Source organism: Shewanella sp. 553, assembly GCF_059338375.1.
In genome coordinates this window covers 1365363-1382088 of the sequence record NZ_CM181701.1, presented here as the reverse complement: position 1 = coordinate 1382088, position 16726 = coordinate 1365363, and the positions used below count along the sequence as shown (strand labels likewise).

Annotated in this window: 13 protein-coding genes, 5 tRNA genes and 1 pseudogene; 3 read left to right on the top strand and 16 right to left on the bottom strand. The window is 45.2% G+C overall.

All coding sequences use genetic code 11. The features are described from left to right. Window positions 1–56 precede the first annotated feature (56 nt). Window positions 57–890, bottom strand: coding sequence for an NAD(+) synthase (nadE, locus tag AC5YBZ_RS06285; protein ID WP_475516385.1), 834 nt, complete (start codon window positions 888–890; stop codon window positions 57–59). Between the two features lie 234 nt (window positions 891–1124). Between nadE and AC5YBZ_RS06280 the strand changes: the two genes are divergently transcribed. Next, complete coding sequence (locus tag AC5YBZ_RS06280) at window positions 1125–1769, top strand: LysE family translocator (protein ID WP_494524606.1); 645 nt, start codon at window positions 1125–1127, stop codon at window positions 1767–1769. On the opposite strand, the gene AC5YBZ_RS06275 is transcribed toward AC5YBZ_RS06280, so the two are convergent. Together AC5YBZ_RS06275 and AC5YBZ_RS06270 are read right to left on the bottom strand one after the other, a co-directional pair. Next, window positions 1753–2679: a M14 family metallopeptidase gene (locus AC5YBZ_RS06275; RefSeq protein WP_494524605.1), complete on the bottom strand. Its 927-nt coding sequence runs from the start codon at window positions 2677–2679 to the stop codon at window positions 1753–1755. The genes AC5YBZ_RS06280 and AC5YBZ_RS06275 overlap by 17 nt on opposite strands. A gap of 190 nt (window positions 2680–2869) precedes the next feature. After that, window positions 2870–3589: a substrate-binding periplasmic protein gene (locus AC5YBZ_RS06270; protein ID WP_494524604.1), complete on the bottom strand. Its 720-nt coding sequence runs from the start codon at window positions 3587–3589 to the stop codon at window positions 2870–2872. A 205-nt stretch (window positions 3590–3794) separates the two neighbouring features. On the opposite strand from AC5YBZ_RS06270, the gene AC5YBZ_RS06265 reads away from it, so the two are divergent. Next, entirely contained in the window at window positions 3795–4448 is a 654-nt protein-coding gene (locus AC5YBZ_RS06265; RefSeq protein ID WP_494524603.1) for an RluA family pseudouridine synthase, read from the top strand. A 71-nt stretch (window positions 4449–4519) separates the two neighbouring features. On the opposite strand, the gene AC5YBZ_RS06260 is transcribed toward AC5YBZ_RS06265, so the two are convergent. The 8 genes and pseudogenes from AC5YBZ_RS06260 to AC5YBZ_RS06225 form a co-directional block, all read right to left on the bottom strand. Continuing rightward, on the bottom strand, window positions 4520–4927 hold the full coding sequence (locus tag AC5YBZ_RS06260) for a hypothetical protein (protein ID WP_475516380.1): 408 nt from the start codon (window positions 4925–4927) through the stop codon (window positions 4520–4522). A gap of 331 nt (window positions 4928–5258) precedes the next feature. Beyond that, window positions 5259–6483 (bottom strand): annotated as a pseudogene (gene sstT, locus AC5YBZ_RS06255) (serine/threonine transporter SstT). Window positions 6484–6787: 304 nt separating this feature from the next. Continuing rightward, window positions 6788–7687, bottom strand: a complete 900-nt coding sequence (locus tag AC5YBZ_RS06250) for a chemotaxis protein CheV (RefSeq protein ID WP_494543576.1) — start codon at window positions 7685–7687, stop codon at window positions 6788–6790. 94 nt (window positions 7688–7781) lie between these two features. After that, window positions 7782–9299 (bottom strand): phospholipase D family protein, encoded by a 1518-nt coding sequence (locus tag AC5YBZ_RS06245; RefSeq protein WP_494519559.1) that lies wholly within the window; start codon window positions 9297–9299, stop codon window positions 7782–7784. Between the two features lie 64 nt (window positions 9300–9363). Then, window positions 9364–9834: a phosphatase domain-containing protein gene (locus AC5YBZ_RS06240; protein WP_494519560.1), complete on the bottom strand. Its 471-nt coding sequence runs from the start codon at window positions 9832–9834 to the stop codon at window positions 9364–9366. 43 nt (window positions 9835–9877) lie between these two features. Next, entirely contained in the window at window positions 9878–11176 is a 1299-nt protein-coding gene (locus tag AC5YBZ_RS06235; RefSeq protein ID WP_494543575.1) for a DEAD/DEAH box helicase, read from the bottom strand. 63 nt (window positions 11177–11239) lie between these two features. Continuing rightward, a complete protein-coding gene (locus AC5YBZ_RS06230; RefSeq protein ID WP_494543574.1) occupies window positions 11240–11824 on the bottom strand; it encodes a methylated-DNA--[protein]-cysteine S-methyltransferase in 585 nt (194 codons plus the stop codon). Beyond that, entirely contained in the window at window positions 11821–13302 is a 1482-nt protein-coding gene (locus tag AC5YBZ_RS06225) for a DNA-3-methyladenine glycosylase 2 family protein (RefSeq protein WP_494524599.1), read from the bottom strand. The genes AC5YBZ_RS06230 and AC5YBZ_RS06225 overlap by 4 nt, the downstream gene beginning before the upstream one ends. A 292-nt stretch (window positions 13303–13594) precedes the next feature. Here AC5YBZ_RS06225 and AC5YBZ_RS06220 point away from each other — a divergent pair, with 292 nt between their 5' ends. Then, window positions 13595–15424, top strand: coding sequence for an ABC transporter ATP-binding protein (locus AC5YBZ_RS06220; RefSeq protein ID WP_494543573.1), 1830 nt, complete (start codon window positions 13595–13597; stop codon window positions 15422–15424). A 497-nt stretch (window positions 15425–15921) separates the two neighbouring features. Here the strand turns inward: AC5YBZ_RS06220 and AC5YBZ_RS06215 are convergent. From AC5YBZ_RS06215 to AC5YBZ_RS06195, 5 genes are all read right to left on the bottom strand, one after another. Then, window positions 15922–15997, bottom strand: a tRNA-Ala gene (locus AC5YBZ_RS06215). A 52-nt stretch (window positions 15998–16049) separates the two neighbouring features. Then, window positions 16050–16125, bottom strand: a tRNA-Glu gene (locus AC5YBZ_RS06210). Between the two features lie 106 nt (window positions 16126–16231). Next, a tRNA-Glu gene (locus AC5YBZ_RS06205) sits at window positions 16232–16307 on the bottom strand. Between the two features lie 106 nt (window positions 16308–16413). Beyond that, window positions 16414–16489 (bottom strand) — tRNA-Glu (locus tag AC5YBZ_RS06200). Window positions 16490–16595: 106 nt separating this feature from the next. Continuing rightward, window positions 16596–16671: transfer RNA gene (locus AC5YBZ_RS06195), tRNA-Glu, on the bottom strand. Between the last annotated feature and the right edge of the window lie 55 nt (window positions 16672–16726).

The window sequence follows — 16726 nt, the reverse complement described above, 5'->3', positions numbered from 1 at the left end:
AAAAAAAGCGCCCAAGGCGCTTTTTTGTCATAGTCCAAATCTCATCACGCTATTTATTAATCATAAATAGTTGGAATTGGTTTACGCTTGTGCTGTGTCGCCTTATAGATTGCAATCAGACGTGCCTCGACCTTAGCATCCACCGCTTTCCCCTCTAAAAAATCATCGATTTGATCATAGGTCAGCCCTAAGGCAACTTCATCTTCGAGCTGTGGTTTATCACACTCAAGATCTGCCGTTGGCACTTTATTCACTAAAATATCAGGGGCACCTAACACTGCAGCTAATTGCCTCACCTGGCGTTTATTCAAACCAAATAAAGGAGCTAGGTCGCAGGCTCCGTCGCCCCATTTAGTGTAAAAACCAGTAATATTTTCGGCGCTGTGGTCAGTGCCAACCACTAAACCGCCCGTTAAACCGGCTATCTCATATTGCGCAATCATACGCATTCTGGCTTTCACATTGCCTTTAACAAATTCGACATCTCCATGAGAGTGAGACATGATATCAGCTTGCTCTAGCCCCAAAAGCGTTTGATGATGGATCCCTTCGACCCCCTCGCCAATGTTGACTGTAACCAATCTACTCGGCTGAATAAACTGACAAGCTAACTGAGCTTCATCTTCATCTTTTTGCACCTTATAGGGCAGCCTCACTGCGATAAATTGATAACTCCCTTCGCACTCACCTTCACGGTTGAGTTCGTCTACAGCCATTTGACATAGACGCCCAGCAAGAGATGAATCGACACCACCACTGATCCCAAGCACTAAACTAGTCGCATTGGCTTCCTTGAGCTTAGATTTGATAAAGGCAATACGTCGTTGTACTTCGTACTCAACCTCAATAACAGGTTGTACCTTCATTTCACGAATGATCTGTCCTTTCACAATTCCGACTCCGATTAAATTAGCTGACAGCTGAAATTTGCGTGCTCATTATGAGCTAATTCAACATAAATTTCACGACTCAAACTTTCTAAGCAGATTATTTATACTGGATTTACTGCCAACTGACGATTAACCTATGGCAGCGCAGTAATAAGGCATTACCTAACTGGTGCTCCCATTCATAAATGTGCAGCATTAATGTCTTAAGATTATTAAATTAAGGTGTCTGTTTAAATGGGATTAGAGTATCACTTGTTGTTATCATTGGCCGTTATTCATACCGTTGCGCTAGCTAGCCCAGGTCCTGATTTTGCTCTGGTGGTAAAACTTGCGACCCAACAGCAGCGACTGACAGCATTAGCCTGCTCATTGGGGTTAGCTGTAGCAATCACCTTACATACCCTTTTAAGCCTCACAGGCGTTAGCCTACTTATCAAAAGCTCAACCACTATCTATTTGGCAGTACAACTTGTTGGTGCTAGCTATTTAGCTTGGATGGGACTGGGGGCAATAAGATCCGCGATTACTCACTGGCGTAATAAAACAGTATTGGCTACAAAAGGTAAAATCTGCAACACCTTAACGATTAGACAAGGTTTTATTCAGGGCCTGTCTACAAACTTACTTAATCCTAAAGCCATGGTGTTTTTTATCACGCTGTTTTCAACATTAATCTCGCCAACCGTAAACATAGAAACCAAAGTTGCTGTCACACTATTGATGTTCATATTGTCATTAATCTGGTTTAGCTTAATCGCATTAGTATTATCAAAGCCCATTATTCAGCAAAAGATGCAACGCGCAACACCAGTGATCAACTTGATCACTGGGTTGCTGTTTGTCAGCGTTAGCTTAGTGATAATTAACGGCCTGTTTTAAGCTGGTTCAAAATGTAATCGAGTGCGCTGGTTACCGCTACAACTTGAGCCAAAATACAATTTTCCGCATCGGCTTGTGGACTGTCTGGGTAGACCTCAGTGGTGGTGTTAAAACGTGCATCACTAAAACCTGTACATAAACCTAATGATTTAGTGGGGTAATTGATCACCCCAAATTGACTAATAGGCGCTCCAATCAAACGACCTTGCTCGTCGGCAGGAGCAATATGCGTCACCTTAGCAACGGCTTCAATAATCGCTTTTTGCATCTCATCACAAGGATTTTCACTATCGCCGACCAGATAAAAGCCGTCGGGAATATTCCAATTGGTGTGTTCAACAGCATCCCTTGCAGCTAAAGCGGGGCGAAACTCACTATTATCTGTGTCAGTTGTTTCATGCAAGTCAATATGGGCCATAAGCTTGACGCCTAAGCCCGCAACCAAGGCCATTAACGCCGCAGACTCGCCAGCAGGACTATTGGGATAAAATGAACGATTTGGGTCAATCGCTAAAGGATTCCAACGGTTAATGGTTTCATAGCCCCAAGGACTCACGCAGGGAGCAATCAACAGGTTAAAATATTTAGCGCATTGTTTCGCTTGAGTGGCGGCAAATCTCAACGCGCCTTGCACACCTGAGGTTTCGTAACCATGAACCCCGCCAGTGACTAAGACAGTCGGTTTATCATCAGACCAAGACTGGCTTTTAAGGGCAAATAAGGGATATAGCCCTTCGAGATAGCCTAACTCGCCATACTGTAGCACCTCAAAACCTGAAGAAAGCGCGTTAATTTTAGACACCACCTCATCATGATATGAACGTTTAATCTGTTGATTTTGACGCCATAACGCCTTTTCTGCCTCACCCCATGCCTGCCCAGGGGTGCCGATTGAATATTTTTGCGCCATCTTATTGAGCATCCTCTTTGCTTATTGTTAGTTGCAAACCCACTGCTTATAAATGATAAAACATTAATAACTTAACATTAAACTGCCAACTATATCATACTGTTAGGAAAGTTTGAGGCTAAGGTGAATCGTTTAAAATGTTAACGACAGCAAAAATGTTATAGCTTATAAGTGATTATATTCATCACATCTAACGCGCTTGCGCCACGTGATAACGTTGTAAGATTTCTTGGTATTGCCCCGAGGATTGGATTTTAGTTAACCCTTGCTCGTATACCTCAAGTAAGCCTTTTGCCACAGCATGCTGACTAAAGCCAACATAAAGTGTCACCGGCAGCCCTTCACTGCCCGCATATTGAATATCTGCATCAAGATGATCTCGTTGCGCCACGTAATCAATAACCAAACGATTCCCCAAGACCACGTTCACTCGCCCTTTAGTCAAACGCTTTAAATTCATCTTCAGGGGCGATGAGCCAGACGCGCGATAAACGCCAGCCAATAAAGGTAAAAAATTATCTAATACCTCGCCATAGCTATACCCATGGATAATGGCAAGCTGTTTACCATAAAGATCTCGTGGGCGCTCGTATTGCCATTGGTCATTTATTGCAACATAAAAATCATTACTATATTGCCCAATTGGCTGATTAGAAGCCTGTAACTGGTAACGTTGAAGATGTTCATTATTGACCGCTAATACGATATCTATTTTATTTTGTTGCGCACTTTTCAATGCTCGAGAAAAGGGCTGGATCTCAAATTCGGATTGCTGCGCCATCGCCGCAAAAGCGGCCTGCACCACTTCAACCACATATCCTTTATCTTGCTGACCCGGTTTGCATATGTAAGGACACCATTCATCAGAAGCCATCACGACGGGATTTGCCAGTGCTAACACGCTAAACATGTTTAAAAAAAATCCAATAATAAGCTTAATGCGAAGTGACTGTAACAGGTACTGCAACATAGTTTCCTTAACTGTTAACCCGAGACCATCACGCTAACAGAAGGCTAGACTGAGTGCTAGGGCAAGTGTCACTAAACAGAGCAAGAGCCCGTTACCACTACACAGCAAGGCCGTTGTTTGGTAGGATCGCGCCCGAGGAGAACCAATGAAAATTTTTAATTACCAGCCCCCAGCAATCCCGTGGCTCGATATCCGTTACCAAGACCGAGATATTGTTGTGCTCAATAAGCCCGCAGGCTTGCTCTCTAATCCTGGCCGAGCAGAAAATACCTTTGACTGTGCGATTAACCGCTTATTACAGCGATTTCCCGACGCCATTTTGGTGCACCGCCTCGATTGTGCGACGTCTGGTATCATGGTGTTCGCACTCAATAAAAAAGCGGAATCTAATATTAAGACTCAATTTCAAAACCGGATGACTGAAAAATATTATGTGGCAGAAGTTGACGGTATTATGATCCAAGATACGGGGAAAATTGAGCTGGCCATGAAGGCCGATACGACTCAGCCACCATTGCAGATGATTGCCGCAGATGGCAAAGCTGCGACCACCTATTTTGAGGTGTTAACACGCAGAGAAAACAGTACATTAGTTAAGTTAAAACCAATCACCGGCAGAACCCATCAACTCCGGCTACATATGAAAGCCATAGGACATACGATTTTAGGTGATGACTTTTACGGTAACGCAGCGGTCATTAACGCGTCACCCCGCTTATGTTTGCATGCTGAGCATTTAAAAATTACTCACCCGTTTCATCAAGGTGACATGCAATTTTACAGTAAGCATCCGTTTTAGCGGTGCGTCTGTTACTGCGGTGAACCTAATGATATTCACCGCGTTTATAGCATAGGGGTTGACGCTAAAAATTAAGCCGCAATGCGCTTAGCAGTATAAAAACACTCTGCACTATTACAAAACTGTAAATTATTATCGCCTGACAATAAGAAATATTCACCAAACAAGTTTCCGCCGAGATCTTCGAGTTTTAAGCCTTCATCTATTTCAGTCGCTTGCATCTCATCTAAACTATGGCAACCGTCTGTGTACCAAGTTTCCAAAAACAGCTTACCATCTTGGCGATAGAGGGTAATTTTATCCCCTAATGATGGGCGCTCATCAATCCACTGCCCTATTACTTGCCGGGTATCCATATCTTGCTCCTGCCAACTTAGACGTTTACGCTTTTCAATCACAGGCATTTCTATGATCTGGAGTAACGCTGAGAGGTCATTACTACCAAACTCATCCAACATTACTCTACGTTTTTTATCCATAATCCTTTAACCTCGTTATTCATAAAACAATACCGCAAATAAATAGTTAAATTAACACTATTTTTTAATGCTTTAGTTAAAATTGTATCTTACAGTTAAAATAAAGATGCGAGCTGAATCACTATTAATACAATCTCATACCTTTGCAATACGAATAATGCGTCATTGAGATCAGTCTCCTTATCATCAACACTGCCCATTTATAGTCTCGTGCTAAGCCTGATATAAAGCCGTTTTAACTGGTTGACGACAGAAAATATGATATAGCTTTGTATTCTTGCAAAAAAAAAGAGCCTAAGGCTCTTTTTTACTGTGACGCGATTTAAGCTTACTAGGCAAGTTCGGTACGCTCTGCGGCTTCACATGCCGATGCAGTAAAGACCACATCCGTAGAACTATTTAATGCTGTTTCGGCAGAATCTTGGATCACACCGATAATAAAGCCAACCGACACCACTTGCATCGCAACATCATTAGAGATACCAAACAGGCTACAAGCGAGCGGGATCAGTAACAATGAGCCACCCGCAACACCCGATGCCCCACAGGCTGATACCGCAGCAACAACACTGAGTAATATCGCAGTCAAGATATCGACTTGAATGCCTAGGGTATGTACCGCAGCCAGAGTTAACACTGTAATGGTGATCGCCGCACCGCCCATATTAATGGTTGCGCCTAGGGGAATAGAGACTGAATAGGTATCTTCATGCAGCTCAAGCTTTTCACATAGTGCCATATTAACAGGAATATTAGCTGCGCTTGAACGAGTGAAGAAAGCGGTAACACCACTCTCACGTAAACAGGTAAATATTAATGGATATGGATTACGTCTAATCTTGAACCATACGATAAGTGGATTGACCACTAGCGCAATAATCAACATTGAACTGAGTAATACAGCAAGTAATTGAGCATACCCTGCCAACGCCTCGAAACCTGTCGCCGCAAACGTATTTGCTACTAAACCAAAAATACCTATAGGGGCAAGGCGAATAATGAAACGTACCATTTGCGACACGCCATGGCTGATGTCGGCGAACACGGTTTTAGTGGTTTCACTCGCATGATGTAAGGCTAATCCTAAGCCCACGCCCCAAGCTAAAATACCGATGTAATTACCTGTCATAAGTGCGTTAACAGGGTTATCCACCAGCTTGAACATTAAGGTGTACATCACCTCTGCAATGCCTTCGGGTGGATTAGCACCTTCAGCACCAGTAACCAAGACAAGTGTCGTTGGAAAAAGAAAACTTAATGTGACTGCGGTGATCGCCGCAGCAAACGTACCAAAAAGATAGAGGGTCACAATAGGACGCATATTGGTTTTAGCGTTTTTCTTTTGATTAGCAATGGATGATGCCACCAAAACAAACACTAAAATGGGTGCTATCGCTTTTAACGCACCAACAAAGAGCTCGCCAAGAAAGAGCCACACTGTGCGCAGCCGATGTCGAAAACAATGCTAACGATACACCGGCAACAATTCCCAACATAATTTGCAGTACAAGACTGCCATTTGCTAACTTAGCAAACAAAGACCGATTTTGATTCATTGATTGACCTGTTATTTTAATTTGTTAGATTCGAACACTTCACGTGTCACGCCCGACTTTCTTGCGCTGTCTCACTTTCTTGTTATATTGATTATTAGCCATCTTATTTAACCAGCAGTTTATTACGACTTACACTGTGACTTAGCGGCTATAAGTACGAAAGGAAAACAACACAGAACGCCAATCGATTCAAGATTAAACTTCCTTCACCTTGAGGTTTTATAGAATCTGACTGGCGTTGTCTAGCAATCGGTTTAAATTAACTGCATATATTACTCATCCGCAGCATAAACATAACAAGACGCTAATGTTTTACCCCTCGATGGGATTCAGCCCCCCGCAACATGGCTTCTATCAGCTCATGTGCATCAAACTTGGTTAGTGCTTCATTAGCCCCTACTTGATGGGCTTGGCTAACACTGATTTCACTCGATAACGAGGTATGCAAAATGATATAAGCATTGGCTAACGCAGGTGTGTTTTTGACCTCAAAGGCCAACTCATACCCATCAAGGCCAGGCATTTCAATATCACTGACCAGTAAATCAACCGGATGACCCGCTTGATGTGCCCGCTCCATAATTGCCAGCGCCTCACGGCCATCAGAGGTCACCTGATAAGGAATATTGATGCTATCGAGGGCATCCGAAAGCTGTTTTCGCGCCACCAGAGAATCGTCGACTAACAAGATATTGAGCGGCTTTAAGATCTCACGTTGCACATCGGTCAAGATAGCGCGTTTGCTTGCGAGACTAAGTGGAAATACTTTCGACAATAGCAATTCAACATCGAGCAACTGCACTAACTTATCGTCGACCCGAGTCACGCCTGTGAGGTAAGCGTTTTTACCTAAGTTTGCCGGAGGTGGCTCAATATCACGCCAATTACAATCTATGATTTTATCGATAGAACGCACTAAAAAGCCCATCACCATTCGCTGACAATCGGTAATAATGATATAAGCATTTTCACGTTCGTCTTCACCGATAGGCGCATAGCCAACAGCGGCTGCCATATCGATTATTGGAATGGTAGTACCTCTTACCGTCGCCGCGCCAATAATAGTGTGGTGTGATTTGGGAATAGCACTCAGCTTGGTATAGGGCACTAACTCACGGATCTTAAGCGTGCCAAGGGCAAACAGTTGACTGTGTGACAGTCTAAACAACAATAAGCCTTGAGATTGGCTTGCCTTACTTTTCATAATTTACCGACATCTAAATATAAGCCATTTTATGGGCGATACACTACCACACCCACCCACTATTGACGATCTCCAATCAATAATAATTTGACCTCTACAACTGTGACTCTATCGGCAGTAGCCCAATTAAATCGGCCATAAATTTTCGCCAAAAGCTGGCATTGGGCTCGCTGTAATAAGTAGTGGATTGACTATCATCAAACCAAACTAACTCCCCCTGTTCGAGCTCAACACGGTAAGCATTTTCACGTAAACTACTGTCGATACCAGATAATATTAACGAGGCAAAAACTTCATTGTTAACAATAAGCCCCAGTTCGGTATTGATCCACGCCGAACGAGGATCAAAATTAAATGACCCCACAAACACGGCATTGTTATCGAGTACAAAGGTCTTAGCATGTAAACTTGAGCGCGAACTGCCTTTCCACGCAGTCGGTCGGTGATTAACATCCACCTTCATCTCATAAATATTAACCCCATTTTCCAGCAGTAATTCTCGGTAGCGCTGATAACCTGCATGAACAGCCAATACATCGGTTGCAGCAAGGCTATTAGTCACAACGGTGACTTTTATCCCCTTTTTCACCGCCGCGATTATGGCTTCTGAGCCTGACTTTGTGGGGACAAAATAGGGAGAAACTAACAGTACTTGCTGTTTAGCTTGGGCGAGAAAACGTCCCAAGTCGGATAATAACCATTGATCTTGTTGGGCGCCTACCGCTTTTTCTGGTGGATCATAAATTACTTCAGCATCGCCCCAAAACCAAGCTATTTGCGTTTTACGGATCTGGCGCAGCAACTGGCTAAACTCAAGACGTTGCATAAATTCATCATTTTCAAATTGCGCTTGCTGCTGCGCCATATTCGCTTGCGCCTTCGCCACCATAGCCGGCGTCGCAGGCTTAGTTAAACTACTGATATCATGCACCACAGGTGCGTTCCAATATAAGTCGAACTGATCCGAGACCTTGTCGACCGCCTCACCTATGGTCAGCAAGTCAAAATCGCCAAAATCCACCTCTTTATTTTTTGAAAAGTATTCGTTACCAATGTTACGCCCACCCACAATGGTAATGAGATTATCAACCGTCAATGACTTATTGTGCATACGATGATTAAGACGACTGAAGCCAGTTATCATGGCTAAATTACGAAATGTTCTATCGTAACTCGGGTTAAACAAGCGCACTTCTATATTGGGATGACTGGCCAAGATCATCAAGCCTTCATCAAGGGTTTTAGTAGTCAAATCATCGAGCAACAATCGAATACGAACACCTCTATCGGCGGCATCGATGAGATACCATACCAGCATACGGCCCGTCTCATCGGCGCGATAGATATAGTATTGTAAATCAATGCTGCGACTCGCTGCATGGACTATGGCTAAACGCGCAATAAACGCATCGATACCAGAAGCTAACGGAAGCACCCCAGTCTGCTCAGGATGCTGCGTTAATGTATCTTGTAGATATTGATAGAGGGATGAGTCTGTTGGGGTAGGTAATTTATAACTCGGCGTCTTAGCCACTTCAGGTAGGCTAGATGAACAAGCGGCCAATAGAAAACTACTGAGTGCTAGTAGTGCTTGAAGCAAAATCTTGTTCAATATAAGCCGCCGTAATATCAGATAATCAGTTCAATAGCCTACTGATTAACATAGGCTATGAGTATCAATCTTGTAAAGCGTATAGTACATCATAAGCGAACTGATCCCAGCCCTCTGCGCTAAAAGCAATATCACGAATAGCACGTACTTGACTCACCGCATGCAGCGGCGCAGCTCCATTGCTCATCAAATAATAGGCCATCAGCAACGCTGTACGGTCTTTTCCTGAGCGACAATGGATAAGCAGGGCAATATCATCAGCTTCACACTGCTTAATAAACGCCAGCGCTTTAGGTAACTGTTCGGCACATATTTCAACATCCCCCGCTAGAGGAGGAACATTACTAGAAAAAGGAATACAGGCGTAACGAAGCCCGTGACCTTCAAGCACCTCAGGCTCACACATCTCGCCACCATTAACCGATAACACGGCGCCGATACCGCCTTGTTTTAACTCGTTAATGTCCCAGTCTTCCTTATTGGGTCCACATCGACCCGCGATTCGTCCTTCTACCAACCAAAAAAGGTGCTGCATAACCCTTCCTTTTATCTATTCATTAACAGAAAACGAATACTTACTATGGCTTATTGTTCCATAGTTGTTCATTGATCTTAGGTAACTTTTTACGCTTTTTTTTACCGGTTCCCGCAGGTTTTGCCGTTGGCTTGTCCATACGAGAGAGGAGTTCTTCTGGCACTTGCTCGTCGGCTTCGAAACCTGGATATTGCTCTCTAGGTAAGCGAATCTTGTTCTTTTTCTCGATGACAGAAAAGTGATGATAGTCTTCATGGCTTATCAGCGAAATCGCTTCACCGGCCTCGCCTGCTCGACCACTGCGCCCAATACGATGCATATAATCGGCTGGACTTCTCGGCAGTTCGTAGTTGATCACCACAGGTAATTTTTCGATATCGATACCACGGGCGGCAATATCTGTCGCGATAAGTACCGTCACTTCTGCACGCTTAAAAGCCTCCAGCAGACGGGTTCGGGTCCCTTGCGCTTTATCGCTATGAAAAACCTCGGCCGTAATACCTTGTTTAGCCAGTTTCTGCGCTACACGATTACAGCTATTTTTGGCACTGGCAAATACCAGCACCTGTGACCAAGCATGGGTCTTAATTAATTCAGCCAGTAATGCGGTTTTACGCTCTCGATTGACAGTAAATACCCGTTGACTGATGGTTTGCGGCTCATCATCTTGCAGCTGGATCTCAACCGGTTGATCTAATAGCGCCGTGGTAAGCTCGCGCACCTCTTCAGGAAACGTCGCCGAAAACAGCAAGGTCTGCTTACGCTTGGGTAACAGGGCTAAGATCTGCTTAAGTTCGTCGTCAAAGCCTAGATTTAACATGCGATCGGCTTCATCGAGTACTAAAGTCTGTACCTTGCTTAGCTTTATTGCGTTGCTAGACACTAAATCGAGTAGTCGCCCTGGCGTCGCAACTAATACGTCAGCGCCACCACGTAAGGCTAGCATCTGGGTATTAACCGATACGCCGCCATAGACAGCTAATACTTTCGCCTTGGGCTCCAGCCCTGCGCCATAACTGATAAAGCTGTCGGCAACCTGCTGGGCCAGCTCACGGGTGGGCACTAAGACTAACGCGCTGACATAATTCCCACCACTGACACGTTGGCCGCTCAGTTTTTGCAGCAAAGGCAGCGCAAAAGCGGCTGTCTTACCCGATCCAGTATTGGCACCTGCTAAGAGATCGCCCCCCGCTAGCACTACAGGAATAGCCTGCTGCTGCACGGCTGTTGGCTGGGTGTAACCCAACGCGTGCAAGCGTGCTAGCAGTGTTTCATTAAGATTAAGCTGGCTAAAAGTGATAGGACTGGTGGTGCCAGTGACGGAACGGTTTTCTGAGGTCATAACTAAACAGGGTGCCAAAATATTATATAGCCCAATATTGTACTGTAAAAGCATCCAGAAAGCTTACAATTTACCAGCAACACCACCGCGCTCTAGGGTCAATAGTTGCTGTTTTATCGCAAGCCCATAAGCATAACCCGTTAAGGTACCGCTTTTACCTATGATTCGATGACAGGGGATAATAATCGCAATGTGATTCGCGCCGTTAGCGCTGCCCACCGCCCTCACCGCGTTGGGATTATCAATCACATTGGCTATATCGCTATAACTACATGATTTCCCATAAGGCTGGGTTAACAAGGCCTGCCACACTTGATGTTGGAATACCGTGCCAACGGGAGCTAACGGCACCGTGAATTCTGTCAGTTGCCCTAAGAGGTATTGTTCTATCTCACTCTTGGCTTGCTGTAAATGCTCATTGGCCAGCTGCTTGTCAGCATCTGTAGCGGCAATTAAGGCGATATCTCTTGCGGCCCAGCTATCGGTCTCACGCGGCTTAAAGGTTAAATCAGAAAGGCCAAATCGATTGGCGGCGATGACAATATGACCCATGTCAGTGGTGATGGTTTGTTTTGCTATCGGCATAAAATTGACTTCACCATCGTTTCTCGACATCGCTCGATAGTGTTTAACACAAGCTAGGCTCATTGTTGGCTCCATAATTGAAACGTTAAATAACTGCCCCAAGGTGAAATTTGACTGCTAAGACACTCAGTTTGCGCTGAATAATATCGCTGTTGTTCACCTTTAGTGGTGGTATCATCGAGATGCTCAGCATTTCTAGCTTTAGACAAATTGGCAAGCAGCTGATGCCTCACAACGAGATCACTGGATAATAAGATGTCCGGTAAACTTAAGCCTCTTAGGCGCACATAATCGACCGTCCAAGGCCCTATTCCCTTAATTGACAACCACTCATCAACTGATGCATGGGGATGATGTTGAATAAACAGTGCTAACGCCTTTAATGCTGCCTTTCTTGCTCTGGGCACCTTGAGACAATCGAGCGATGCGCCAGCGATGACTTCGGCAGTAGGAAAGAGTCTCAACCGACGCCCCTCAAGTATCACCGTCTCACCATAATGATCCACTAATGCCTGCAATAGCGTTACCGATTGCAGCACACTCACCTGTTGTCCCAGCACTGCCCGACACGCCGCCTCAAATGGTGACCACACTCCGGGTATGCGAACACCACTATTGATTGTGGGCAAATAATCCCCCAGCGCCGCAAGCCGGCTCTCGACTTCAATCAGATCGGCATCTAAATCGAGCATCCTGCGCATATTACAAACTACAGCCTGTAAATGAACAAGATCATCTGCACTACTCATCACAACCTTAAGCTTGAAACTACAGGACGCTTCACAATGGGTCGCCTCAACATAACCATACCCCCCATTTAATTGAAAACTGCGACCATAGTGGTTCTCTCCCACCCACTCCATCTCATTTACCGCTCGAAGACGATAAAACTCCCGTTGATGCTGCCAATTAAAAGGAGGCCGATAAAAAAGCCGTAAATGAAGACTTGTCGAATCAGATGTTAACCCCACCGCGGCGTGATGATTTTTACGTATCGCACTCGGCGTAAGTTGCAACTGTTGTTGAAATAATTCATTGAAACGCCGAACACTATTAAAGCCGGACGCAAAAGCAATATCGGTAATAGGCATAGCAGATTGGTGCAGCAGCTGTTTGGCAAACATCAGCTGCTGATACTGGGCATATTGTTTTGGTGAGACGCCTAAATGACGCTGAAACAGCTCACGAAGATGTCGACTGCTGATCCCTAATTTATCGGCAAACGCTGCGATGGATATGGCTGTTGGCCCCGATAATATGCCGTTGTTAATAAGTGCCACCGCGCGATTTACCGTGGTTTGCGTCCCTATCCATGGGTTCGATTGAGGTGCACTATCGGGACGACAGCGCAAACAGGGCCTTAACCCTTCATTAGCGGCTGCCACAGCGGTATCGAAATAACGCACATTGTGCTCTTTCGCTGCCACAGCAGGGCAAATAGGCCTGCAATAGATCCGAGTAGAGAACACCCCGACGAAAAAAAGACCATCAAAACGCCGATCGCGCGACAACCGGGCACGGCGAAAGCTTTCAGTTGTCATTCGGTTATCATTAGTCATTGAAGATACAGCTCCGCACTATCATCGGTTGGATTAAGCCAACTCTAATCCAAGCCGTAACCTGATACTAGCGGAAAACGGCGCTCAACCTAATACCACTAAGCAAAACACCACCATGATATGCACAAGCCCTCTGGCATTCCCCTAGCCTATCGACTAGTCCTATTGAATAGATCCGTTTTAGTTAACTCTTGATAGACATTAATGATTAAGCTTCTGGTAATATGTGATATTCATAAAAATTATCACTCATTCTCAGTCTATAAGGACTTTAATGTTTAAGTTATTTGAATCTTGGGTTAACGCTTTACCCGATGAGGAGCCTCAACAACCGCCAAGGGGGATTTACGCTTTTTGCCGGCATTACACCAAAGGGTTTGAAATCCCCTTAGTATTGATGTCGATTTTAACTGCCGCCTTAGCCATATTAGAAGTCTCACTCTTCGCCTTTATGGGGGATTTAGTGGATTTATTGGCTAGCCACGATCCCGCGACCTTGTTTGAACAGCAAGGTGGCAAGCTGCTGATGATGTCAGTGCTGGTTTTGGTGGTCATTCCCGCCTTAGTATTGCTGCATGCGTTAGTGGTATATCAAGGCTTGCTGGGTAACTACCCGATGTCAATTCGTTGGTTAGCCCATCGATATCTACTCAAACAAAGCGTATCCTTTTATCAAAATGACTTTGCCGGTCGTATCGCCACTAAAGTGATGCAAACGTCACTGGCCGTGCGTGAAACCGTCACCAAATTACTGGATGTACTGGTGTATATCTTGGTTTATTTTTTGTCGATGTTGGTGATCATCGCCGATGCCGACTTTCGCTTGATGCTCCCCATGTTAATCTGGTTAGGCTTATATATTGGTCTGCAGATCTATTTCTTGCCAAAACTAAAAAAAGTGTCGACAGAACAAGCTGATGCACGTTCATCCATGACAGGACGTATTGTCGATAGCTATACCAATATAGCCACGGTGAAACTGTTTTCTCATACGCAGCAAGAAGCACAATATGCCAAAGAGAGCATGACAGGTTTCCTTGACACAGTTTATCGACAAATGCGCTTGGTTACAGGCATTAACGTGAGCGTGCAGGTGATAAACTACCTGCTGGCCTTTACCATTGCCGCGGTCTCTATTTGGCTATGGCGTGACAGTGCCATCACCATTGGCGCGATAGCAGTAGCGGTGAGTTTATCCCTGCGTTTAAACGGCATGTCGCAGTGGATCATGTGGGAAATTAGCTCACTGTTTGAAAATATCGGTACCGTTACCGATGGCATGAACACCCTGGCCAAACCCACAGACATTGAAGACAGTGAGCAAGCCAGCGAATTAGCGGTGCGCGAAGGCAAAATCGATTTTCACAACGTCAGTTTTCATTATGGCGAAAAGAGCGGCGTTATCGATGCGCTAAACCTCAATATCAAAGCCGGTGAAAAAGTTGGACTGGTGGGCCGTTCTGGTGCGGGTAAATCAACCCTAGTTAACCTATTGATGCGTTTTCATGATGTCGAAAAAGGCACAATTGCCATTGACAATCAGGACATCAGACTGGTGACACAAGACTCGCTGCGTTCAAATATTGGTATGGTGACTCAAGACACCTCCCTGCTGCATCGCTCCATCCGTGACAACATTCGCTACGGTAAGCCAGATGCTACAGAAGAGGAGTTAGAAAATGCCATCAGACAAGCGCAGGCCTATGACTTTATTAATGAGTTAAGCGATCCTGAAGGTAATCATGGATTAGATGCTCAGGTCGGCGAGCGCGGCGTCAAACTCTCCGGCGGTCAACGCCAACGCATCGCCATTGCAAGAGTATTACTCAAAAATGCGCCTATCTTACTGCTTGACGAGGCCACATCGGCATTAGACTCTGAAATTGAAGCGGCGATTCAGGAGAGTTTATATCAGCTGATGGAAGGCAAAACCGTGATCGCCATCGCTCATCGCCTGTCAACGATTGCAGCCATGGACCGACTTATCGTCCTGGATCAAGGCAAAATTGTTGAACAAGGCACACACCAAGCATTGATCGCACAAGGCGGCATTTATGCTCAGCTTTGGGCACATCAAACTGGCGGCTTCTTAGGCATTGAGTAAGCCTGCACCTTAATCTCAATATCAGCCTCTTTGCCCACATTCCCAGCAAAGAGGCTTTTTTTATGCCTTAAGATTAAGTAGCTAACCTTACCTGCACAGTCCGCTTTCTACAGGCAGAAAACCGCTTGGCACTTGGGTTATCATCGCCACTATCTGAATCATTACGATCTGAATCCTGAATTGCCACCATCTGATTAGACGAGAGCTCTGTAGACACTATCTCAATAGGCTCATTAGCTATCAATAGGTGACGCGCACCAGAGATCAGCGCTGGTCGCTAACAAGCTGATATGGCCAATGGTTTAGCTGAAATTAGGAGAGTGTCATCACGGACATTAGCTGAAGACATAAAAATGCCAGAGAATCAGTCAAGACGTCGGAGAGCCAGAGAGTCGAGTCAGGCAAAGGCATAGTGGCCCATGAAGTCTGAATCAAAAATTTAGGCGAAAAAAAACCACCAATTAAGGTGGTTTCTTCCAACGTACAAGACGTTGATTTGGTGGAGCCTAGCGGGATCGAACCGCTGACCTCAACACTGCCAGTGTTGCGCTCTCCCAGCTGAGCTAAGGCCCCAAATTCACGTTACTATATATGAAAACCATAGATAACACAAAAGGTTAAATAGTGGTATCCCATAGGGGATTCGAACCCCTGTTACCGCCGTGAAAGGGCGGTGTCCTAGGCCTCTAGACGAATGGGACACTGTTGGTACGTTATACTCTGTACCGAGTGAATACTCATTGAAGCCAGTAGGCTATCGCTTCAACGCTATCGAATCGTCAACTTGTCAGTCAACCACTCAAAAAGTGGTATCCCATAGGGGATTCGAACCCCTGTTACCGCCGTGAAAGGGCGGTGTCCTAGGCCTCTAGACGAATGGGACACTGTTGGTACGTTATACTCTGTACCGAGTGAATACTCATTGAAGCCAGTAGGCTATCGCTTCAACGCTATCGAATCGTCAACTTGTCAGTCAACCACTCAAAAAGTGGTATCCCATAGGGGATTCGAACCCCTGTTACCGCCGTGAAAGGGCGGTGTCCTAGGCCTCTAGACGAATGGGACACTGTTGGTACGTTATACTCTGTACCGAGTGAATACTCATTGAAGCCAGTAGGCTATCGCTTCAACGCTATCGAATCGTCAACTTGTCAGTCAACCACTCAAAAAGTGGTATCCCATAGGGGATTCGAACCCCTGTTACCGCCGTGAAAGGGCGGTGTCCTAGGCCTCTAGACGAATGGGACACTGTTGGTACGTTATACTCTGCACCGAGTGAATACTCGTTGAAGCCAGTAGGCT